General features: G+C 64.1%; 14 protein-coding genes. 6 read left to right on the forward strand and 8 right to left on the reverse strand.

Going from position 1 to position 18,021, the window contains the following annotated elements; all coding sequences use genetic code 11:
* Positions 1 to 70 precede the first annotated feature (70 nt).
* The 4 genes from ON40_RS40755 to ON40_RS40770 all read left to right on the forward strand — a co-directional run bounded on the left by ON40_RS40755 (position 71) and on the right by ON40_RS40770 (position 5,542).
* On the forward strand, positions 71 to 1,120 hold the full coding sequence (locus tag ON40_RS40755) for a TIGR03617 family F420-dependent LLM class oxidoreductase (RefSeq protein WP_040830923.1): 1,050 nt from the start codon (positions 71 to 73) through the stop codon (positions 1,118 to 1,120).
* Between the two features lie 283 nt (positions 1,121 to 1,403).
* Complete coding sequence (locus tag ON40_RS54130; RefSeq protein ID WP_051194368.1) at positions 1,404 to 1,715, forward strand: DUF2000 family protein; 312 nt, start codon at positions 1,404 to 1,406, stop codon at positions 1,713 to 1,715.
* Between the two features lie 433 nt (positions 1,716 to 2,148).
* The gene (locus tag ON40_RS40765; RefSeq protein WP_040830924.1) at positions 2,149 to 3,357 is read left to right on the forward strand and encodes an acetyl-CoA C-acetyltransferase; all 1,209 of its coding nucleotides are present in this window, start codon (positions 2,149 to 2,151) and stop codon (positions 3,355 to 3,357) included.
* Positions 3,358 to 3,376: 19 nt separating this feature from the next.
* Positions 3,377 to 5,542: a 3-hydroxyacyl-CoA dehydrogenase NAD-binding domain-containing protein gene (locus tag ON40_RS40770; RefSeq protein ID WP_040830925.1), complete on the forward strand. Its 2,166-nt coding sequence runs from the start codon at positions 3,377 to 3,379 to the stop codon at positions 5,540 to 5,542.
* 107 nt (positions 5,543 to 5,649) lie between these two features.
* Here ON40_RS40770 and ON40_RS40775 read toward each other — a convergent pair whose 3' ends face one another.
* The 7 genes from ON40_RS40775 to ON40_RS40805 all read right to left on the reverse strand — a co-directional run bounded on the left by ON40_RS40775 (position 5,650) and on the right by ON40_RS40805 (position 14,753).
* A complete protein-coding gene (locus tag ON40_RS40775; protein WP_085997880.1) occupies positions 5,650 to 9,270 on the reverse strand; it encodes a protein kinase domain-containing protein in 3,621 nt (1,206 codons plus the stop codon).
* Between the two features lie 14 nt (positions 9,271 to 9,284).
* Complete coding sequence (locus tag ON40_RS40780) at positions 9,285 to 9,839, reverse strand: flavin reductase family protein (protein ID WP_040830983.1); 555 nt, start codon at positions 9,837 to 9,839, stop codon at positions 9,285 to 9,287.
* Positions 9,840 to 9,895: 56 nt separating this feature from the next.
* Positions 9,896 to 10,510 (reverse strand): hypothetical protein, encoded by a 615-nt coding sequence (locus ON40_RS40785; protein ID WP_157186757.1) that lies wholly within the window; start codon positions 10,508 to 10,510, stop codon positions 9,896 to 9,898.
* Between the two features lie 138 nt (positions 10,511 to 10,648).
* The gene (locus tag ON40_RS40790; protein ID WP_040830927.1) at positions 10,649 to 12,154 is read right to left on the reverse strand and encodes an aldehyde dehydrogenase family protein; all 1,506 of its coding nucleotides are present in this window, start codon (positions 12,152 to 12,154) and stop codon (positions 10,649 to 10,651) included.
* Between the two features lie 47 nt (positions 12,155 to 12,201).
* On the reverse strand, positions 12,202 to 13,767 hold the full coding sequence (locus ON40_RS40795; protein ID WP_040830928.1) for an acyl-CoA synthetase: 1,566 nt from the start codon (positions 13,765 to 13,767) through the stop codon (positions 12,202 to 12,204).
* Positions 13,768 to 13,769: 2 nt separating this feature from the next.
* Positions 13,770 to 14,273, reverse strand: coding sequence for a ketosteroid isomerase-related protein (locus tag ON40_RS40800; RefSeq protein ID WP_040830929.1), 504 nt, complete (start codon positions 14,271 to 14,273; stop codon positions 13,770 to 13,772).
* 30 nt (positions 14,274 to 14,303) lie between these two features.
* Positions 14,304 to 14,753: a ketosteroid isomerase-related protein gene (locus tag ON40_RS40805; protein WP_040830930.1), complete on the reverse strand. Its 450-nt coding sequence runs from the start codon at positions 14,751 to 14,753 to the stop codon at positions 14,304 to 14,306.
* A gap of 369 nt (positions 14,754 to 15,122) precedes the next feature.
* Between ON40_RS40805 and ON40_RS40810 the strand changes: the two genes are divergently transcribed.
* Together ON40_RS40810 and ON40_RS40815 are read left to right on the forward strand one after the other, a co-directional pair.
* Entirely contained in the window at positions 15,123 to 15,536 is a 414-nt protein-coding gene (locus ON40_RS40810; protein WP_040830932.1) for an SCP2 sterol-binding domain-containing protein, read from the forward strand.
* 45 nt (positions 15,537 to 15,581) lie between these two features.
* Entirely contained in the window at positions 15,582 to 16,820 is a 1,239-nt protein-coding gene (locus ON40_RS40815) for an acyl-CoA dehydrogenase family protein (protein WP_040830934.1), read from the forward strand.
* 184 nt (positions 16,821 to 17,004) lie between these two features.
* On the opposite strand, the gene ON40_RS40820 is transcribed toward ON40_RS40815, so the two are convergent.
* Positions 17,005 to 18,000 (reverse strand): ABC transporter ATP-binding protein, encoded by a 996-nt coding sequence (locus ON40_RS40820; RefSeq protein ID WP_051194370.1) that lies wholly within the window; start codon positions 17,998 to 18,000, stop codon positions 17,005 to 17,007.
* Between the last annotated feature and the right edge of the window lie 21 nt (positions 18,001 to 18,021).

The raw sequence follows: 18,021 nt of genomic DNA on the forward strand, positions 1-18,021 counted from the left end.
GATCCTACGACGCTCGAACAATGTACAGTCAGTGCTGACTGTAGTGTTCGATCGCGGAAGGACAGCAGCTGTGCTGGTAGACGGGAATATCGGGGGGTCTATCGACGGAACCGGGGGCGGCGATCTGACCGTTATCGACAGCCAGGTCGACTTCGCCGACCGGCTGGGTTACGACGGTGTCTGGTCGACAGAAGTCGCCCGAGACCCGTTTCTCCCCTTGCTGGCCGCCGCACGGCGCTCATCGCGATTGCAGCTGGGAACAGCAGTCGCGGTGGCCTTCGCCCGGAATCCGATGACGACAGCGATGGTGGCCAACGATCTGCACGCGTTCAGTTCCGGGCGGTTCATCCTCGGCCTCGGATCGCAGATCCAAGCTCATATCGTACGGCGGTTCAGCATGCCCTGGTCGGCGCCGGCCGAGCGGATGCGGGAATTCATCACGGCAGTGCGCGCGATCTGGCACAGCTGGCAGTCCGACGAGCGGCTCGACTTCCGTGGCGACTTCTACCAGCACACACTGATGACCCCGATGTTCCGCCCAGAGAGAAATCCCTGGGGGACACCTTCAATTCTGCTCGCCGCGGTCGGGCCGAAGATGACCCGAGTTGCCGCAGAAGTTGCCGATGGCGTTGTGCTACATGGCTTTACCACCGAGCGATATCTGCGCGAGGTGACAGTTCCACTGCTCGATTCGGGACTGCGGACCTCCGGACGCGAACGCATACAATTCACGACGAGCTATCCGGGACTGATCGCGACCGGCGCGGATGAACGCGCCTTCGATCAGGCGCTCGAAGCTGTACGCCGACAGATCGCCTTCTATGGCGCCACCCCCGCCTATCGTCCAGTGCTGGAACTTCATGGCTGGGGCGAGTTGAGCTCAGAACTGCATCGCCTGTCCAAGTCCGGAGATTGGCAAGCGATGACCGATCTGGTGGATGACACGATCCTCAACACTTTCGCGGTTGTCGGCGAACCCGGCGTGATCGGCGCGGAGGTCAAGCGCCGGTTCGCAGGGATGGTCGACAGATTCACGCTCTACGCGCCGTACCCGATGGAAGAGTACGTTCGGCGCACCATCATCGACGACTTGCACTCACCGGCCACAGTGACGCCCTGACCGGCCGGCTCTCCAGGTTCGGCCCCGAAGCGAGGCCGAGCCCTTCGGACAGTCAGCTCGCGATCGCGCGCACCGCTCGGGTCATGACCGTGCAGCCCGCCGACTCATGACCGTGCAGCCCGCCGACCGCGCGACCCGGGGGCAGGTAGAACCCTCCTCGCGCCTGTCTCATGGGGGATCAGCCGGTTACGGATGCTGGCGGCGGGAGCCAGGTTCGGATGCCGGTTTTGCACCCGAGGAGATCAGGATCGATGAGCCGACCCGCGCGGCCCGCCTGAAATGGGTGGTGATCGTCGACGCGGACCTGCCGCCGGGGCGGGCGATCAACGCGGCAGTGTGTGTCGCGGCGGCGATCGGCGCGGCGGTTCCCGGTTTGCTCGGCACCGAACTGCGCGCTCTGCGCGACCGAGCGGCTGCCGGTGAAGGCGCGCTCGTCGTTGACATGCCCAGCCAGGCGCAGCACACACGCGTTTACGGCGAACACCTGGACACGCTCGCCCGCGCCGGACAACACCACATGTCGTATTACGCGGTCGAGATCGTCAGCCCACTCAACCGAGTGGACAAGCTCGTCAAGAAGTTTCCGTTGGCCTGATGGCCGCCTCGGCCGCCAACAACACCTGGCGCCGCCATCTATACCCGGGCATCGCAACTAGGTCGCCGACCACCCATCCGGTGACAGATACAAGCTGCAAGTGACCAACTACAACCTGTCGTCACCGGACATCGGCCGACCCGACATGCCCCATGACGAAATATATTACTACACAAGATAATTCGATCTGATTGAGGACGAATTACCACAGCGCCGCAGCAGCTGTCACCGATCACCGACCCATGACAGCCCAACCGCACACCACCTACAGTCAATATTGACTGTAGGTGGTGTGCTGCGTTACCTTCAGCTGACACCGCGCGAGCGCGGGAGCGCATGACTTATCACCAAGTGATTGATCGTTCGACTGTCCGAGCCACCATCACGGCCGGAGAACGCCCACAGATAGGGCCGCACACAATGAGGAGCGCCGATGCCGAACGAGGCCATCGTGTACGAGGCGATTCGCACCCCCCGAGGTAAGGGGAAGAACGGATCGCTGCACAGTGTCAAGCCGATCGACCTCGTAGTCGGCCTGATCAATGAACTGAAGGTTCGCTTCCCCGATCTCGATCCGGCTGGTATCGACGACCTCGTTCTGGGCGTCGTCACGCCGGTGGGCGATCAGGGAGGCAATATCGCGAAGGCAGCCGCACTGGCCGCCGGATTGCCGAATACTGTTGCGGGCGTGCAGGTCAACCGATACTGCGCCTCTGGCCTGGAGGCGACCAATCTAGCCGCTCAGAAGGTGCGTTCCGGATTCGAGAATCTGGTTCTGGCCGGTGGGGTCGAGTCCATGTCTCGTGTTCCGATCGGTACCGACGGCGGGCCGTTGTTCAACGATCCGGCCACCGCCTACGATCTCCACTTCGTCCCGCAGGGCGTAGGCGCCGACCTCATCGCGACGATCGAGGGGTTCAGCCGCGCCGACGTCGACGCCTACGCCGTCCGGTCCCAGCAGCGTGCGGAATCTGCTTGGGTTGGTGGGTATTTCACGAAGTCGGTGGTTCCGGTCAAGGATTTCAACGGTGTCACCGTGCTCGACCAGGACGAACATCGACGCCCGTCGACGACGATCGAGTCGCTGGCAGCACTGAAGCCGTCGTTCGCCAAGCTCGGAGCCGCCGGCTTCGATGCGGTTGCGCTGCAGAAGTATCCCTCCGTCGAGCGGATCGACCACGTCCACCACGGTGGTAACAGCTCCGGAATCGTCGACGGCGCCGCACTGGTTCTGATCGGAAACGAAGGAGCGGCCACGCAGTTCGGACTCACGCCCAGGGCGCGCATCGTGGCAACCGCGGTATCGGGCGCCGACCCGACGATCATGCTGACAGGACCGCGTCCGGCCACCGAGAAGGTGCTCGCCCGGGCGGGTCTGAGCATCGACGACATCGACCTTTTCGAGTTGAACGAGGCCTTCGCCTCGGTGGTTCTGAAGTTCCAGAAGGATCTGGGCATTCCCGACGAGAAGCTGAACGTCAACGGTGGCGCGATCGCTATGGGGCACCCGCTCGGCGCCACCGGGGCCATGCTCGTGGGCACTGTGATCGACGAGCTGGAACGACGCGGAGATCGCCGTGCACTGGTCACGCTGTGCGTCGGCGGCGGTATCGGAATCGCGACCATCATCGAACGCCTCTGAGCTGGAACGGAACTCTGCAATGAAGCAACCACAGGTAATCGGCTGGCAGCGAGACTCGGACGACATCGTGGTCCTGACCCTCGACGATCCGGCCGCGGCGGCCAACACGATGAACAACGAGTTCCTCGAATCACTGACTGCAGTGGTCGATCGACTCGAGACCGAGCGCGACTCGCTCCGCGGCATCGTTCTGACCTCGGCGAAGAAGACATTTTTCGCGGGCGGCAACCTCGACGACCTGATCGCCGCGACACCCGCCGACGCACAGCACTTCACCGATTTCTGCAACAGCCTGAAACGACAGCTGCGCCGGCTCGAGACATTGGGCAGGCCCGTTGTGGCTGCCATCAACGGCGCCGCGCTCGGTGGCGGACTCGAGCTCGCACTCGCGACCCATCACCGGATCGCCTGCGCACGAGGCGTAGTCGTCGGACTGCCCGAGGTCGGACTGGGACTGCTGCCCGCGGTCGGCGGAGTCACGCGCACCGTGCGCATACTCGGCCTGCAGCGTGCGCTGAGCGAGGTTCTGCTGTCCGGCACGCGGTTCAAACCAGAGAAAGCGTTGCAGCTCGGACTGATTCACCGGATCGTCGACACGGTCGAGGAGTTGGTCCCGGCCGCCAAGGCATGGATCGAGGCGAATCCGGATGCCGGCCAGCCATGGGACGCCAAGGGCTACCTGATTCCCGGCGGCTCCCCCGCCGATCCCGAACTGGCGACCCAGCTTCCGATCCTGACCGCGGCCCTGCACAGCCGGTCGAAGGGTGCTCCGCTACCGGCACCGCGTGCCATCCTGGCCGCGGCGGTCGAGGGCGCACAGGTCGACTTCGAGTCGGCCGCACTGATCGAGACCCGCTATTTCATACCGTTGGTCACCGGCCAGATCGCGAAGAACATGATCCAGTCGGCATTCTTCGATATCCAGACCGTGCAGGGGGGCGCCAGCCGTCCCGCGGACGAGCCGGCCTTCGCCGCGAAGAAAGTCGGTATCCTCGGCGCCGGAATGATGGGCGCCGCGCTGGCGTACGTGTGCGCGCGGGCAGGGCTTCCGGTGGTCCTCAAGGACGTCACTGCGGAATCGGCGGTGCGCGGCAAGGGATATGCAGAGGCGTTGGAGGCCAAGGCACTGGCCCGCGGCACAACGACCGAAGCGAAATCGAAGGAACTCCTCGACCGCATCGTTCCGACCGCCGATAGCGCCGACTTCGAAGGCGTGGACTTCGTCGTGGAGGCGGTATTCGAGGACGTCGAGATCAAACAGCGTGTGTTCCAGGAGATTCAGGATATCGTCACCCCCGACGCGGTGCTGGGATCCAATACCTCCACACTGCCGATCGGCACGCTGGCCGAGGGCGTGAATCGGCAGCAGGACTTCATCGGCATCCATTTCTTCTCTCCCGTCGACAAGATGCCGCTGGTCGAGATCATCACCGGTAAGAACACCTCCCGGCAGACCTTGGCGAAGGTTTTCGATTTCACCCAGCAGATCGGCAAGGTCCCGATCGTTGTGGGCGACAGCCGCGGCTTCTTCACCAGCCGAGTGATCATGACCTTTCTGGACGAGGCCGTCGCCGCGGTCGGCGAAGGCGTCACTCCGGCGCTGATCGAGCAGGCCGGTGCGCAGGCCGGATACCCCGCTCCGCCACTGCAACTCATGGATGAACTGACCCTCACGCTGCCGCGTACGATCCGCCAGGAGAAATGCGCCGCGATCGAGGCCGCCGGTGGACGATGGACGGCGCACGGCTCCGAAGCGGTCATCGACACCATGATCGACGCATACGATCGCAAGGGTCGCTCGACCGGTGGTGGCTTCTACGACTACGACGAATCAGGTAAGCGCATCGGCCTGTGGGCCGGGTTGCGTTCCGCCTTCGGCGCGGGCACCAACGACATCCCCCTGCGAGATCTACAGGACCGGATGCTGTTCGCCGAAGCGTTGGAAACCGTGCGATGCTTCGACGAGGGCGTTTTGACCTCCGTTGCGGACGCCAATATCGGGTCGCTGTACGGAATCGGCTTTCCGGCCTGGACCGGCGGGGTGCTTCAGTACATCAACGGCTACGACGGCGGGCTGACCGGTTTCGTCTCGCGGGCACGGGAACTGGCCGACCGCTATGGTGATCGCTTCACGCCGCCGGACTCGCTGCTGGCCAAGGCATCGCGCGGCGAGACATACCGCTGATGCGACCCTTTCGGCCGACGGGACACCCGGTCCGCTGGGTGTCCCGTCGGCCGTAACATTGTGTGGCAGGTAGGCCGGACCGGATCCGCGCTCGCCTCGACGTTCTACTACGACAACACCGCGTCGAGGAATGCCTCGGGCAGCGTGGACCCGCGCTCGGTGTCGCGCGCGACGCGTTCGAGGATCGCGAGCACTCCTGGGTCGCCGTAGCGGAGCAGACCGATCAGCGATCGTTCCGCGCACATCCGTGCGCACGGCAGCAGGATCCGCTCGGCCTGTTCCGTCTCGCCTGCCGCGGCGAGACAGGCGACCAGCAGCAGGTTGGCCTGCAACAGCGCCCTGGGCCGACCTTGTCCGGCGATGCGGTCCACGCGCGCTCCCGCGAGCATACCTGCCTCGGCCGTAGCTGTGATCGACTGCCGCGCAAGCAACTCCCGGATCACCGAGTCCTGCTCCAGTTCCGCCGTCACCAGCTCTATCCCGTTCCCGGCTTCGCCCGAGCCGGGCCGTGCGGAGCCCTCGTCCGAATCGCGTTCGGCGGGAACGGGTATCCCGATCCGGATGCTCTCGTTCACGATGCGGGCCGCCAGCCGGGGCAAGGACAGCGCGGTAGCGAGGCGCAAGCCGTCCGACAGGCGCTGCCGGGCGCCGTCGAGATCCCCGCGCAACGCTTTGATCCGTGCGCCCGTGCCGAATGTGGCAAGCATGGAATCGACGATGCCGCCCTCCTGACCGAGTTCATATCCTTCGTCGAGCAGACGTTCCGCGGCATCGATATCGCCCATGTCGAACAGGAGGTCGCCCAGCAGGGCGCTGGCGATCCGCGCCGCGTGCAACCGTCCGCCACGGCTCTGCCTCGCGATGCGCACCGCGTTACGGAAGTACTCCTCGGCAGCGGCGATATCGAGCTCCTCGTTCGCCGCGATGCCGTCGAAGCTGTAGCCGTACATGACACTGAACGGCCCACGCGTGTGCCGATGATAGTCGGCCGCCCACTGCTGCCTTCGATGCACCGCCGCGAAATCGAAGCGGTAGATCGCGTCGAAGGCGTCCATATCGGCCGCGGTGCTGACGACCCAAGGATGCAGTATGTCCGGCCGGGCCAACGCATCGGCCACCAGTTCGCGCACTCCACCGACACGGTCACCAGACACGCGCACGGCTGCCTCGACCACGGCGGCCTCGATCTCCAGGCTCTCGTCCCGCTCGCGGCCATCACAGCGAAGTAGTGAACGCACATGCGCCAAAGCGGAATTCGCGGTGTCACGACGTTGCAGGAGCAGGCTGGACCATACCACCGCAAGTTGCAGGCGCGGACTCGACGACACCGCGGACACCGGCAGCTTCCCGATCACCGCGAGCAGTGTCGACATCTGCGACTGCTCGAGCAACCGCGTGCCGTCACGCTCCACCATGTCCACGGCCCATCTCTGGTCACTGGCCGCCAGCGCGTGCTCGACCGCCTCGCGAAGGAGTCGCTCGTGCGAGAACCACCGGGCTGCGGCGCGATGCAGGTCCGCGATCCATTCCGGATGATCACGCTCGAGCCGCCGGCGCAGGAACTCGGCGAAAAGATGGTGATACCGGAACCACTCCCGATCCACGTCGACTCTGCTGAGGAACAGGTCGCGGGCCTCGACCTCCTCCAGTAATGCCGTGCCATCCGGCATTCCGGACAATGCCGAGGCCAGGCCGCCCGACAAGCGATCGGTGATCGAGGTGCGCAGCACGAATTCGAGCATCCGCGGTTCCAGCCCGTCGAGCACGTTCTCGGCCAGGAAGTCACCGATGGCGTGGTGGCGGCCCGACATGTTGCCGATCAGGTCGCTGGGATCCTCGGCGGTCCGCAGCGAGAGCGATGCCAGCTGTAATGCGGCCACCCAGCCTTCGGTCGACTCGGTCAAGTGGGCGATGTCGGCGGGGTCCAGTGCCAGCCCGCCCGCACCCGCGAGGAACGAGCGTGCCTCGGAAACGTTGAATCGCAAGGTGTTCGAGTCGATCTCGACGAGTTCGTCGTGAACTCGCATACTGCTCAACGGCAGACCGGTCCGGTTGCGACTGGTGACGATCACCTGGAGGTGATGGCACCCGCGATCGAACAGGTAGGTGAGCGCCGATCTGGTGGCGGCGTCGGTGACTCGGTGCCAGTCGTCGATGATCATCGCGACCGGTTCTGCCGTGGAGTGGATCTCGTCGACCAGGGCGGAGAGCACATAGGGCGACGCGTCGTCGCCGTGCAGTTCGAGCATCTGCTCGAGCTTTTCGGTCAGCTCGGGTGACACCGGCCGCAGGGCCTCGATCAGATGCGCCAGGAACCACAGCACGTTGTTGTCGTCCTGGTCGACACTCAACCATGCGACACGCACATTCTCCCGCCCGAGGATGTCACGCCACTGAGCGGCCAGCGTGCTCTTGCCGAATCCGGCCGGCGCGTGGATCACGATCAGTCGCCGGCGCTGCCCGGCTCGGAGCAAATCGAACAGGCGCTGCCGCACGACCATGGGACGTGCCGGCGTCGGCGGCCGGAATTTGGTCGACGCGGCGGGTGGTGTGCACAGCGCGGAGGACCTGCGGCTCGAGCCGGTGGCGCCTATGGTGAACCGCGGCGGCCCGATCGCCCGGATGGTCGAATTCTTTTCCGCTCCTTCATTTTTCGCTTCGACGGGAAGAACCATTCGATCGGCGGGAAGATGGTGGCGGAGCTGGCTCACGCACAGTTCGTCGCCGAATTCCGCGGCCGAGAGCTGCCGGTCCCCCGGATCGTCCGACATGGCCCGTTCGATCACGCTACCGACGTCTTTCGGGATTTCGAGTGCATGCAAGTCGGGCAGCGGCTCGGAGGTGATGCGCAGAAACTGGGAAACGAGCTTCTCCCCGGTCCGGCGCTCGAAAGCGGCATGCCCAGTGATCAGGCAGAACAGCGTCGACCCGAGGCTGTACACGTCCGAGGCGACGGTCGGCGGGGAACCTCGGAGCACCTCCGGCGCGGTGAACGCGGGTGATCCGGTGATGACCCCGGTGGTCGTGACGAAGCCACCGGATACGTGCGCGATGCCGAAGTCGGTGAGTTCGGGTTCACCGAACTCGTTCAACAGGATGTTTCCGGGTTTGACATCACGGTGCAGTACCCCCGAGCGATGGACCGTTTCCAGGGCGCCCGCGGTCTTGATCACAGCCCGGACGGCATCGCTCCACGGCAGTGGCCCACTGCCTTCGATCTTTTCCCGGAAGGACTTCTGCGGATGGTACGGCATGACTATGTAGGGTCGCCCCGCCGAGAGCGCACCGCTGAACAGAATGCTGACGATATTCGGGTGTCCCGAGAGCTTGGCCATGGCCCGTTGCTCACGCAAGAACCGCGAGAGGTTCTCCGAGTCCAGTTCCGCGGTGAGTACCTTCACCGCCACGGTCCGATCCAATGCCGGCTGCTCGCAGCGATACACCACTCCGAAGCCGCCGTTCCCGATCGGGGTGACGCCCTCGAAACCTGCCGACTCCAATTCCGAGGCAATGCTTTCGGCGAGATCATGGCGGGTCCGCTGCGGATCGAAGCTGACCATCGATCGGCCCCATCTCCCGACATCCACCCGCGTCGCACGAGACCGGAAATTGCTCATCGCACCGGCAGCCGTCCGGTCCGCCTGCTGGCGTATTACCAGCATACCGCGCGGAGCCTGGTCGGCTCGGGCGATCGAGACGACTCCGGAAGCCTGACGCGGCGTGAACATGGCAGCCGGATCCGCTACTCGCCCAGCGGGATCGCGGCGGAGTATGTGCCTTTGTGATACAGCAACGGCGCGTACGCCTGTTCGCCGTCGTCGTCCCAGTACACGCGCACGACACGGCAAACGACCAATACCGAATCACCGGCCGGAATCAGCTGTTGTACGTGGGCATGGATCCACGTGGGGGTGCCATGCAGCACCGGCTCCCCTGTATCCAGCGGCGACCAGAGCGATTCATCGGAGAACCGCTGATCGGCTGTCTGCGAGAACCGCTTCGCGAGATGGAGCTGGTGTGTGCCGAGCAAATGGACGACTACCGCCTCCGCTGCCTGCAGTGCACCGATGCTCGACGAGGTGCAGGTGATATTGAACGACACCAGCGGCGGATCCAACGACAGCGAGGCGAACGAGGTCGCTGTGAAGCCAACCGGGCCGCTGCGTGAGTTCAGCGTGACGATCGTGACGCCGGCCGGATGACGACGCAATGCGGCACGGTATTCGTGTGCGCTGACATTGCGGAACTGTTCCGGGCGATTCGGCCGGCTCGCGGCCTCTTCGATCGAGCTCGACATGGATTTCTCCTTAGTTCCGTCCACCGAGGTGGTGATGACCGGGATGGGCACGGCGGTCAGGCCGGCTGCCAGGCGTCCGCCGTCCGGCCGTTCCCGTACCGCATTGCTCGCCCGCGCACCGCCGCGACCTGCTCGGGGGACAGCGCCGCACCGATCGATCCGAGCCACGGCAGAGTTCGGAAAGCGATGTGTCCCAAGACCTCCGAGTTCGCCAGGGGCAGTATCGTGACACCGTCCGCGACGTGTACGGCGTGAATATCGGCAATCAGACCGGCCAAGCCCTCCGGTGTTCCGACGTACCGCAGCGAAGTCGGTATCGAAGGCCGTTGCAGCCGACTGTCCAATCGCGCCAGTTCCCGGCGCGCGGCCGGCGCGTCGTGCGCGACCATCACTTCGACGTCGACCAGGACGATGACCGTGCTCGGGTCGCGTCCTTGTCCGGTCGCGGCAGCCTTGAGCCGGTCCGTCTGTTGTTGTGCCGCAGTAAGATCGGGGGCCTGGATCCGCACGACAGACGACGGTTTCGACTCGGCGGCGGCCACGGTCAGGTTCAGCCATTCATCCGGGTCGCAGGAGTGCCCGTTGCTCACCGCCGCGGCATGGTGACCGACCGTGGTCAGCTCGAGTGCCACCTGCAACGGGGGCCTTGCCCCGATTGTCCAGCGCGACATATTCGTTCCATTCCTGTCTTCGGGTCCGGCTGTCGTTGCAGACCGTGAACCGCTCGCCGCGAGCCCTCTCCACGTCCGGGCGGATGGTGGTTCGCACCGAGGCGGCGCGAACCACCATCCGTTGCCCTGCGGCAGGTATCAGGCGGTTGCCGGATCGATCACGATCGCGAACGCCTTGTTCTCGATACCGCCCGACCGATCCAGCGAGATGAACTTCTGCTCGGTGTACTCATCGAGCGCATCGGGGCCGCCTTCGCGTCCCAGACCGCTCTCCTTGTAACCGCCGAACGGGTACGCCGGGTGGATCACGTGCCAGTCGTTGACCCAGACCATGCCCGCATCCAGCTGGCGGGCGACCTCGAGCGCACGCTCCTCGCTGCCCCAGACCCCGGCCGACAAACCATAATTGGTGTCGTTGGCGATCTTGATCGCTTCATCGACCGTGTCGTAGGCCAGAACGGTGAGCACCGGCCCGAACACCTCCTCGCGCACGATCCGCATGGCGTTGGTGACGCCGACGAAGATGGTCGGCTCGACCCAATACCCCTTGTCGAACCCCGGCCCCGACGGCGCCCGGCCGCCCAGCGCGACGGTGGCGCCCTCCTCGGCTGCGATCTTGAAGTAGTCGAAGATGCGGTCCCGCTGTACCCGGGAGGCGATCGGACCGATATGGGTGTTCGGATCGAGAGGATCACCGACCTTCAGGGTCGAGGCCCGCTCGATCAGGCGCCCCACGACCTCGTCGTACCTGCTCGTCGGCACCAACAGGCGGGTTCCGGCCTCACACGCCTGGCCGTTGTTCGCCATGCAGGCGAACAGGGCGCCATCCACGGCGATATCGAGATCGGCGTCGTCGAGCAGGACGTTGGCGCCCTTGCCTCCGAGTTCGAGAGTGACCCGCCGGATGGTCTGGGCAGATTGACGCAGGATGCTCTTGCCAACAGCGGTGGAGCCGGTGAATGCCACCTTGCGAACATCGGGATGACCCGCGAGATAGGCACCCACAGGGTCGCCGTCGCCGGTGATCACGTTGAGCACACCAGGGGGTAGTCCGGCTGCCTCGAATTCTTTGGCCAGCTCGAGCGCGAGCAGCGGTGCATGCTCGTCCGGCTTGAGCACCACCGTGTTTCCCGCGGCCAGCGCGGGCGCGATCTTCCACACCGTCGTGAGCAGCGGGATGTTCCACGGCACGATCGCCGCAACCACGCCCAGTGGCTCGCGGCGCACGATGCCGACAGCCGGAACCGGACCGATCTCCGGCCCGCTGGTCTCCCATTCATAGTTCTCCGCCAGGGAGGCCAGGTACTGCATCTGCGCCACCGACAACCCGACATGCAGCGCACCGGTGATCCGGATGGTGGCGCCGTTCTCTCGAGTCTGCAGCACCGCGAGTTCGTCGACGCGTCCACTCAATCGGGTGGCGACCTCGTTGAGCAGCGCCGCACGCCCGGCAGGCGAGGTGCGCCGCCACGTGCCCTCTTCGTGTGCGGCCCTGGCGGCGGCCACGGCCTGATCGACTTCGGCGACACCACCTTTGGCGACCGTCGCAACCAGTTCTTCGGTTGCGGGACTGCGAATTTCGTAAATGTCGCCGGTGTCTATCCATTTACCGTCGACGAACAATGAGTAATGAGGGGTGCTCATCGGTTACTCCTGATCTGATGTGAACCGTCGGACATGGCGCGGGCGCGTCATCCGATTTGTCGTTCTCGCCCTTGCCAATACGGAGCGCGGATCGACTTCTTGTCGACCTTGCCGGCCGGATTGACAGGCACGCTGTCGACGAACTCGACCGTCTTCGGAGCGGGAACGCTCCCCAGAGCGGCCTTGACGTGGTCGATCACTTCGCGCTCGGTAATCCGCGCACCCGGTTTCGGCACGACCACGGCATGGACAGCCTCGCCCCATTTCTGGTGCGGCACCCCGATCACCGCCGATTGCGCCACCGCCGGATGCGTCGCCAGCACATCTTCGACCTGTCGCGGGAAGACATTGAAACCACCGCTGACGACCATGTCCTTCTTACGATCGACGATATAGAGGAAACCATCCTCGTCGAGCCGACCGATATCGCCGGTGTGTACCCAGCCGTCACGCAGCGCTTCGCGATTGCGGGACGGATCGAGGTAGCCGAGCATCTGACCGAGCTGCTTCGAGCAGATCTCGCCTACTTTCCCCACCGGAAGCAGTCGATCGTCGTCGTCCTGAATGCTCACTCGCACCTGGAACATCGGGCGACCGGCCGAGGCGAGACGCTCGATCCACGCCGGCGAATCCAGGCGATGCTCGTTCTTGCGCAGGCATGAGACATATCCCTGTTCGGTCCCCGCGTAAGTCTGGATGAAGATCGGTCCGAAGACTTCCAGCGCCTCACGAAGTCGCTCCGGCGTGATCGGCGACCCCGCATAGATAATGGTCTGAAGAGACGACAGATCGTATTGACCCCGCTTCGGGTGGTCCAACAGCAGGTAGACGATGGTCGGGACCACCGCTGTCGCAGTCACCCCGAACCGCTCGATGCTCGTCAACAGGCCCTCGACCTCGAGTCCCGGCAGCATGACGTTCGTACCACCGCGCACGAACGTCGGCATCACGAAGATCTGGGTGAAGTGGGTCAGCGGCGCGCCGTGTGCGAATACCTCGCCGAATCGGATGTCGCCGATTTCCAGCCCCGCCGAGATACTGTACTGCGCCCAGGTGAGATGAGAATTCACCACACCTTTCGGCTCACCGGTGCTGCCCGAGGTGAACAGGACATACGCCTCGTCGTCCTCGAACAGGTCTATCTCCGGCCGGGTGCTGGGCTGGATGCGTACCAGTTCCGAATAGTCCTGCGCATCATTCGGATTCGTCTCCGGGCTGCCGCCCAGTCGGACCAGATTCTGTAGCTTCGGTAACCGGTCCCGGATCGCGGCGACCTTGTCGTCGAACTGTGCGTGATAGATCAGCGTGGTCGCGTCGGTCTGCGCGAGGTTCGATCGGAACCCCTCCGCGGCCGACCGGATCGGCAGTTGGACGAGCACGCCGCCGGCCGCCCAGATCCCGTGCTGCGTCGGGATGAACTCCAGGCAGTTCGGCAACAGCAACCCGACCCGTTCGCCCTTCTGCAGGCCCAGTGCTATCAGGCCGTTGGCGACACGGTTACGCCATTGGCCCAGCTCCCGGTACGTGATCGACCGGTCGCCGTCGATGATCGCCACTGAGGAGGAGTAGTAGGTGCACGCCCGATCCAGGACGTCCGGCAACGTACCCCACATGGTCAGGAACCAGCGAGCGTCGAGGGGTCGAAGCCCTCGACCCAGTATTCGGGGGTGATGATCGGCAGGCCCAGCTCCTGCAGCACCGGGGTATCGTTCCAGTAGGTCGTCTCGCGTGCGATCTTTCCGTCGGCGTCGAGCTGGTGCCAGGTGATCCCCTGGGTGGTCAGGGTTTTGCCGCCGGTGGGAACGCCACGGTAGGTCTCGAGGTCCTGGCCGGTCCACTGCCAGCGGATCACCACGGCCGGGTTGCCACCCGTGCCTGCGAGCGAGAAGCTCTCGAAGACGTCGAAGCGGTGGATGCCGACACCATTGGCCGAATCGCTGTTCGCGAACGGCGCCAGTCGCGGGGCGAGTTCCGTCTTGGTGATCGCCGTGGACAGAACGTGGTCACGATCGGCGTGGTCGTCGTACACCAGGTCGTCGGCATACAGATCGACGGCAGCCTCGGTGTCGGTGGTCAGCGCTTTGATCCAGCGCTGAACGTGGTCGTCGTGCGTGCTCATGATTCGAATTCCCTTCGGAGAGTGCGTGGTTCAGGCATTGACGGGCTTGGCGACCGAGCGCGGCTCGATTGGCAGACCCAGCTCGCCGACCGCGGTGGCAACGTCCCAGAGACTCGCCTCCTTAACGATCAGCCCCTCGTCGTCGTAGACGTGGAACGTGATGCCACGCGCCCCGGGCACCTTGCCGTTGGTCGGCACACCGACGAATGCCGTCGCGGTCGGGGCCGTCCACGTCCACCGGTAGATCGCCGATTTCTCGTCGCCGACGACCTCGTCGATACGGAAATTGTTGATCCCGATTCCGTTTTCTGTGTCTTTGTTCGCATACGGCGCGAAAACACGCAGCAGCTCGTCTCGGTCGGTAATCTTCTGACCGAGAATGGGGTCCTCGAAGAGGAATCCGTCCGCGTAAAGCGCCACGACCGCCTCAGGGCTGTCCCGGAAGGCCTTCAGCCACTTGATCGCAAAGGTATGACTCATAGAAGTTCACTCTCCCTCGGTTCGTGAGTAACACAATTCAAGGTATTGCGACCCAGGTCACCGATTCGACTTCCCCTCGGAGGAAAAGCACCGCCCTAAGGGGGGATGCGAGGGTATGCGGTCCGGAGAGCGCACATGAGTCGATGCCCTCCGGACCACGACGTTCGCGGCCATGAGACGGGCGAGGCCCGCCTTCGGACGGGCACACCCTCCCTCGGCCAACGCGGCCCCGCGACCCACACCTGCCAACTGGCATTTCCCAGGATTTTCTCCCCCTTCGTTGGTCTCAAATCCCTCTTCCGGGAGGTGTGGCCACCCGGCCGCCATTGCCAGACTGAGCTGAACACACACGAAGCAAAGGGTTGATCCATGAGCACATTCAAAAATGCGGACGAGGTCTACACCTATATCGGTGGAATTTTCGAAATCGCCACCAAGGAACCGGCGTTCGTCGAAGCCACCGCGGGCACCGGATTGGTCGTGAAGCTGATCCAGAACGATCCCGATGCGGTCATGGTGATCGATTTCCCGGGCCAGCTGGTCACGAGCGGCGACGCAGCGCGGAATATGGAAGCCACCGTGCAGCTTCGGATGTCGTCGGACAACAGTAACCGGTTCTGGCAGGGCAAGCTCAACTTCACACTCGCGATGGCTCAGCGGAAGGTCAAGCTCGATGGCAAACGGTCAATTGCGTTGAAGCTGCTTCCGCTGACTGCGGGATTGTTCGACGTCTACAAGAAGCTGCTCGTCGATGCCGGTCGCGAGGATCTGCTGATCCGCTAGAAAACCTTCTACCCCAACACTTCTCACTACAATCAAGGAGCAGGCATGCTGAACCCGGATATGACCGACGAAGAGTTTCAACCGTACTTCGAGAAGGCCCAGAAGGTCTCGAAGTTCTTCCGCGAGATCGGACCCGAGTACGACGAGAAGAACACCTTCGCATATCCCTCGATCAAGGCGTTCAAGGACTCGGGCCTCGGCGCGCTGCCGGTGCCGCGAAGCTTCGGCGGACTGGGCGGCGACTTGCTGCAGACCTCCAAGGTGGTCAGCGAACTGTCCAAGGGCGACTCCGCGATCACCCTCGCCTACAACATGCACTACATCATGGTCGGCATCGCCGGCAATCTGATGAGCGAGGAGCAGAACAAGTACTGGCTCGGTCGCGTGGCGGAGGGCGACCTCATCTTCGGCCCGTTCTCCGAGCAGCGCGCCGGGTTCAGTGGCCTGGCCGATATGAAGGCGGTTCCCCAGCCCGAGGGCGGCTGGCGACTATACGGCAAGAAGACCTGGGGCACCCTCTGTGAGGCCGCGGACATCATCACCACTAACGCGACCATCACCGACGCCGAGGGCAACCTGCCCGAGGATTTCCAGGAGCGAGTCAACGCCGAGAGCTTCTTCATCGGCGAGTTCAAGGTCGACGAGAACGGCCAGGGTGACGGGATCCGGATCGAGAAGACCTGGAACGCTCTGGGAATGCATGCCACCGGCACGCAGACAATCCACTTCGAAGGCTATTACGTCCCCGAAGACGGCTTCATCTGCGAGTGGCGCTCAGGAGCATTCGGGGTGCTCGAGTGGGCCTCACTGATGTTCGCCAGCATCTACCTCGGCATGCAGTACCGCGTGCTGGAGGAGTCGCGGGCGGTGCTGTCGAAGAAGACGCTCGGCGCCACCTTCGGCGCGATCGTCGCTCAGGACACCAAGGTCGCCGGCGTCGGCCACATCATCGATGGCATCGGCGACATGGCCTCGCGCGTCGAGGTGAGCCGACGGGTGCTGTACCAGACCTGTCAGGAACTTATCGATGGGAAGGACGACGAGTGGCCGCTGGAACTGCGATTCCCCTACATCGGCCTGGCCAAGACTTTCATCGCCGACAACGTTCTGCACATGACCCGGCACGCCATGAGCATGGTCGGCGGCTCGTCCTTCCGCAAGGGCACGATCTTCGAACGCCTCTACCGTGACTCCGCGGCGGCGATGTTCCAGCCCCTCAACGCCGACCAGTCCCGGACATACATCGGTGAGTTCCTGCTCCAGCCCGAGGAACTCGCCGACTGACATCGGCATCAGGATCGAAGCAACCCCCGGCCGAACAGGCCGGGGGTTGCTTCGTCACCCGAGAGCTTCGCCGATCACGACGGCGGAAGATGACCTCGAATGAGCAGCCACGCAATCGCGGTAACCAGGTTCTGGATGGGATCGACCAGATCGATGGTCATGGAGTCTCCTTGTAGGACAGGCGTCAGGCGGAGAGCCCGGCCGGTTCGAGCATCTCCTCGATGGCACGCCGAGCATTCTGCGGAAGCGTGTGCAGGATGCCGCGCACGCGTTCCTCGCGCCGCGCCGCGGCCTGCCGGAAAGGCATTCCCGGGGTCGGTTGCATCTGCGGCACGATACCCTCGACGTCCTCGACGCCGCCGGCGTGATGACCGGCGTCGACAAGTGCCTGCTCGTGCGCCATCTGAGCCTCGTCCTTCTCCTCGCTCATGCCGATCGGGCCGATCATGCGGCCGTTGAGGAACTGCTTGACGACCGGCTCATCGCTGGTGAGGAGCACTTCGCGGGGACCGAACATGACCAGTTCGCGGCGGAACAACATACCGATGTTGTCGGGCACGGTGCGGGCCAGGTTGATGTTGTGTGTGACGATCAGGAATGTCGCATCGATCTGTGCGTTGATATCGAGGAACAACTGGCTGATGTAGGTGGTGCGGACAGGGTCGAGTCCCGAGTCCGGCTCGTCGACCAGGATGATCTGCGGATCCAGTACCAGAGCCCGCGCCAGGCCCGCACGTTTGCGCATCCCGCCCGAAATCTCGCCCGGCAATTTGGTTTCCGCGCCGGTGAGGCCGACCAGGTCGAGCTTGTCCATGACGATCTTCTTGATCTCGGATTCACTCTTCTTGGTGTGCTCGCGCAACGGGAACGCCGTGTTGTCGAACAAGGTCATCGACCCGAACAACGCACCGTCCTGGAACAGCACGCCGAACAACTTGCGGATCTCGTAGAGTTCCTTCTCACTGCATTCCAGAATGTCGGTCCCATCGATCAGGATGGAGCCGTACTCGGGCCGCAGCAGCCCGATGAGCGACTTGAGGAACACCGACTTGCCGGTGCCGGAGGGGCCCAGCAGCACACTGACCTCGCCCGGCGGCAGAGTCAGCGTGACATCACGCCAAATCGTCTGGGAGCCGAACGATTTCGTCAATCCTTCGACATGGACTTCGACACCACTCACGATGACTCTCCTTCTCCTACG

Origin of the sequence: Nocardia jiangxiensis NBRC 101359 (assembly GCF_000308615.1) — a bacterium.
Taxonomy (GTDB): domain Bacteria; phylum Actinomycetota; class Actinomycetes; order Mycobacteriales; family Mycobacteriaceae; genus Nocardia; species Nocardia jiangxiensis.

Bases quoted from the DNA above. Each gene is read 5' to 3' on its own strand.
- ON40_RS40770 (WP_040830925.1), top strand. From the start codon at position 3,377: ATGAAGCAACCACAGGTAATCGGCTGGCAGCGAGACTCGGACGACATC.
- ON40_RS40790 (WP_040830927.1), bottom strand. From the start codon at position 12,154: ATGAGCACCCCTCATTACTCATTGTTCGTCGACGGTAAATGGATAGAC.
- ON40_RS40775 (WP_085997880.1), bottom strand. From the start codon at position 9,270: ATGTTCACGCCGCGTCAGGCTTCCGGAGTCGTCTCGATCGCCCGAGCC.
- ON40_RS40785 (WP_157186757.1), bottom strand. From the start codon at position 10,510: ATGTCGCGCTGGACAATCGGGGCAAGGCCCCCGTTGCAGGTGGCACTC.
- ON40_RS40800 (WP_040830929.1), bottom strand. From the start codon at position 14,273: ATGAGCACGCACGACGACCACGTTCAGCGCTGGATCAAAGCGCTGACC.
- ON40_RS40795 (WP_040830928.1), bottom strand. From the start codon at position 13,767: ATGTGGGGTACGTTGCCGGACGTCCTGGATCGGGCGTGCACCTACTAC.
- ON40_RS40815 (WP_040830934.1), top strand. From the start codon at position 15,582: ATGCTGAACCCGGATATGACCGACGAAGAGTTTCAACCGTACTTCGAG.
- ON40_RS40780 (WP_040830983.1), bottom strand. From the start codon at position 9,839: ATGTCGAGCTCGATCGAAGAGGCCGCGAGCCGGCCGAATCGCCCGGAA.
- ON40_RS40810 (WP_040830932.1), top strand. From the start codon at position 15,123: ATGAGCACATTCAAAAATGCGGACGAGGTCTACACCTATATCGGTGGA.
- ON40_RS40765 (WP_040830924.1), top strand. From the start codon at position 2,149: ATGCCGAACGAGGCCATCGTGTACGAGGCGATTCGCACCCCCCGAGGT.
- ON40_RS40805 (WP_040830930.1), bottom strand. From the start codon at position 14,753: ATGAGTCATACCTTTGCGATCAAGTGGCTGAAGGCCTTCCGGGACAGC.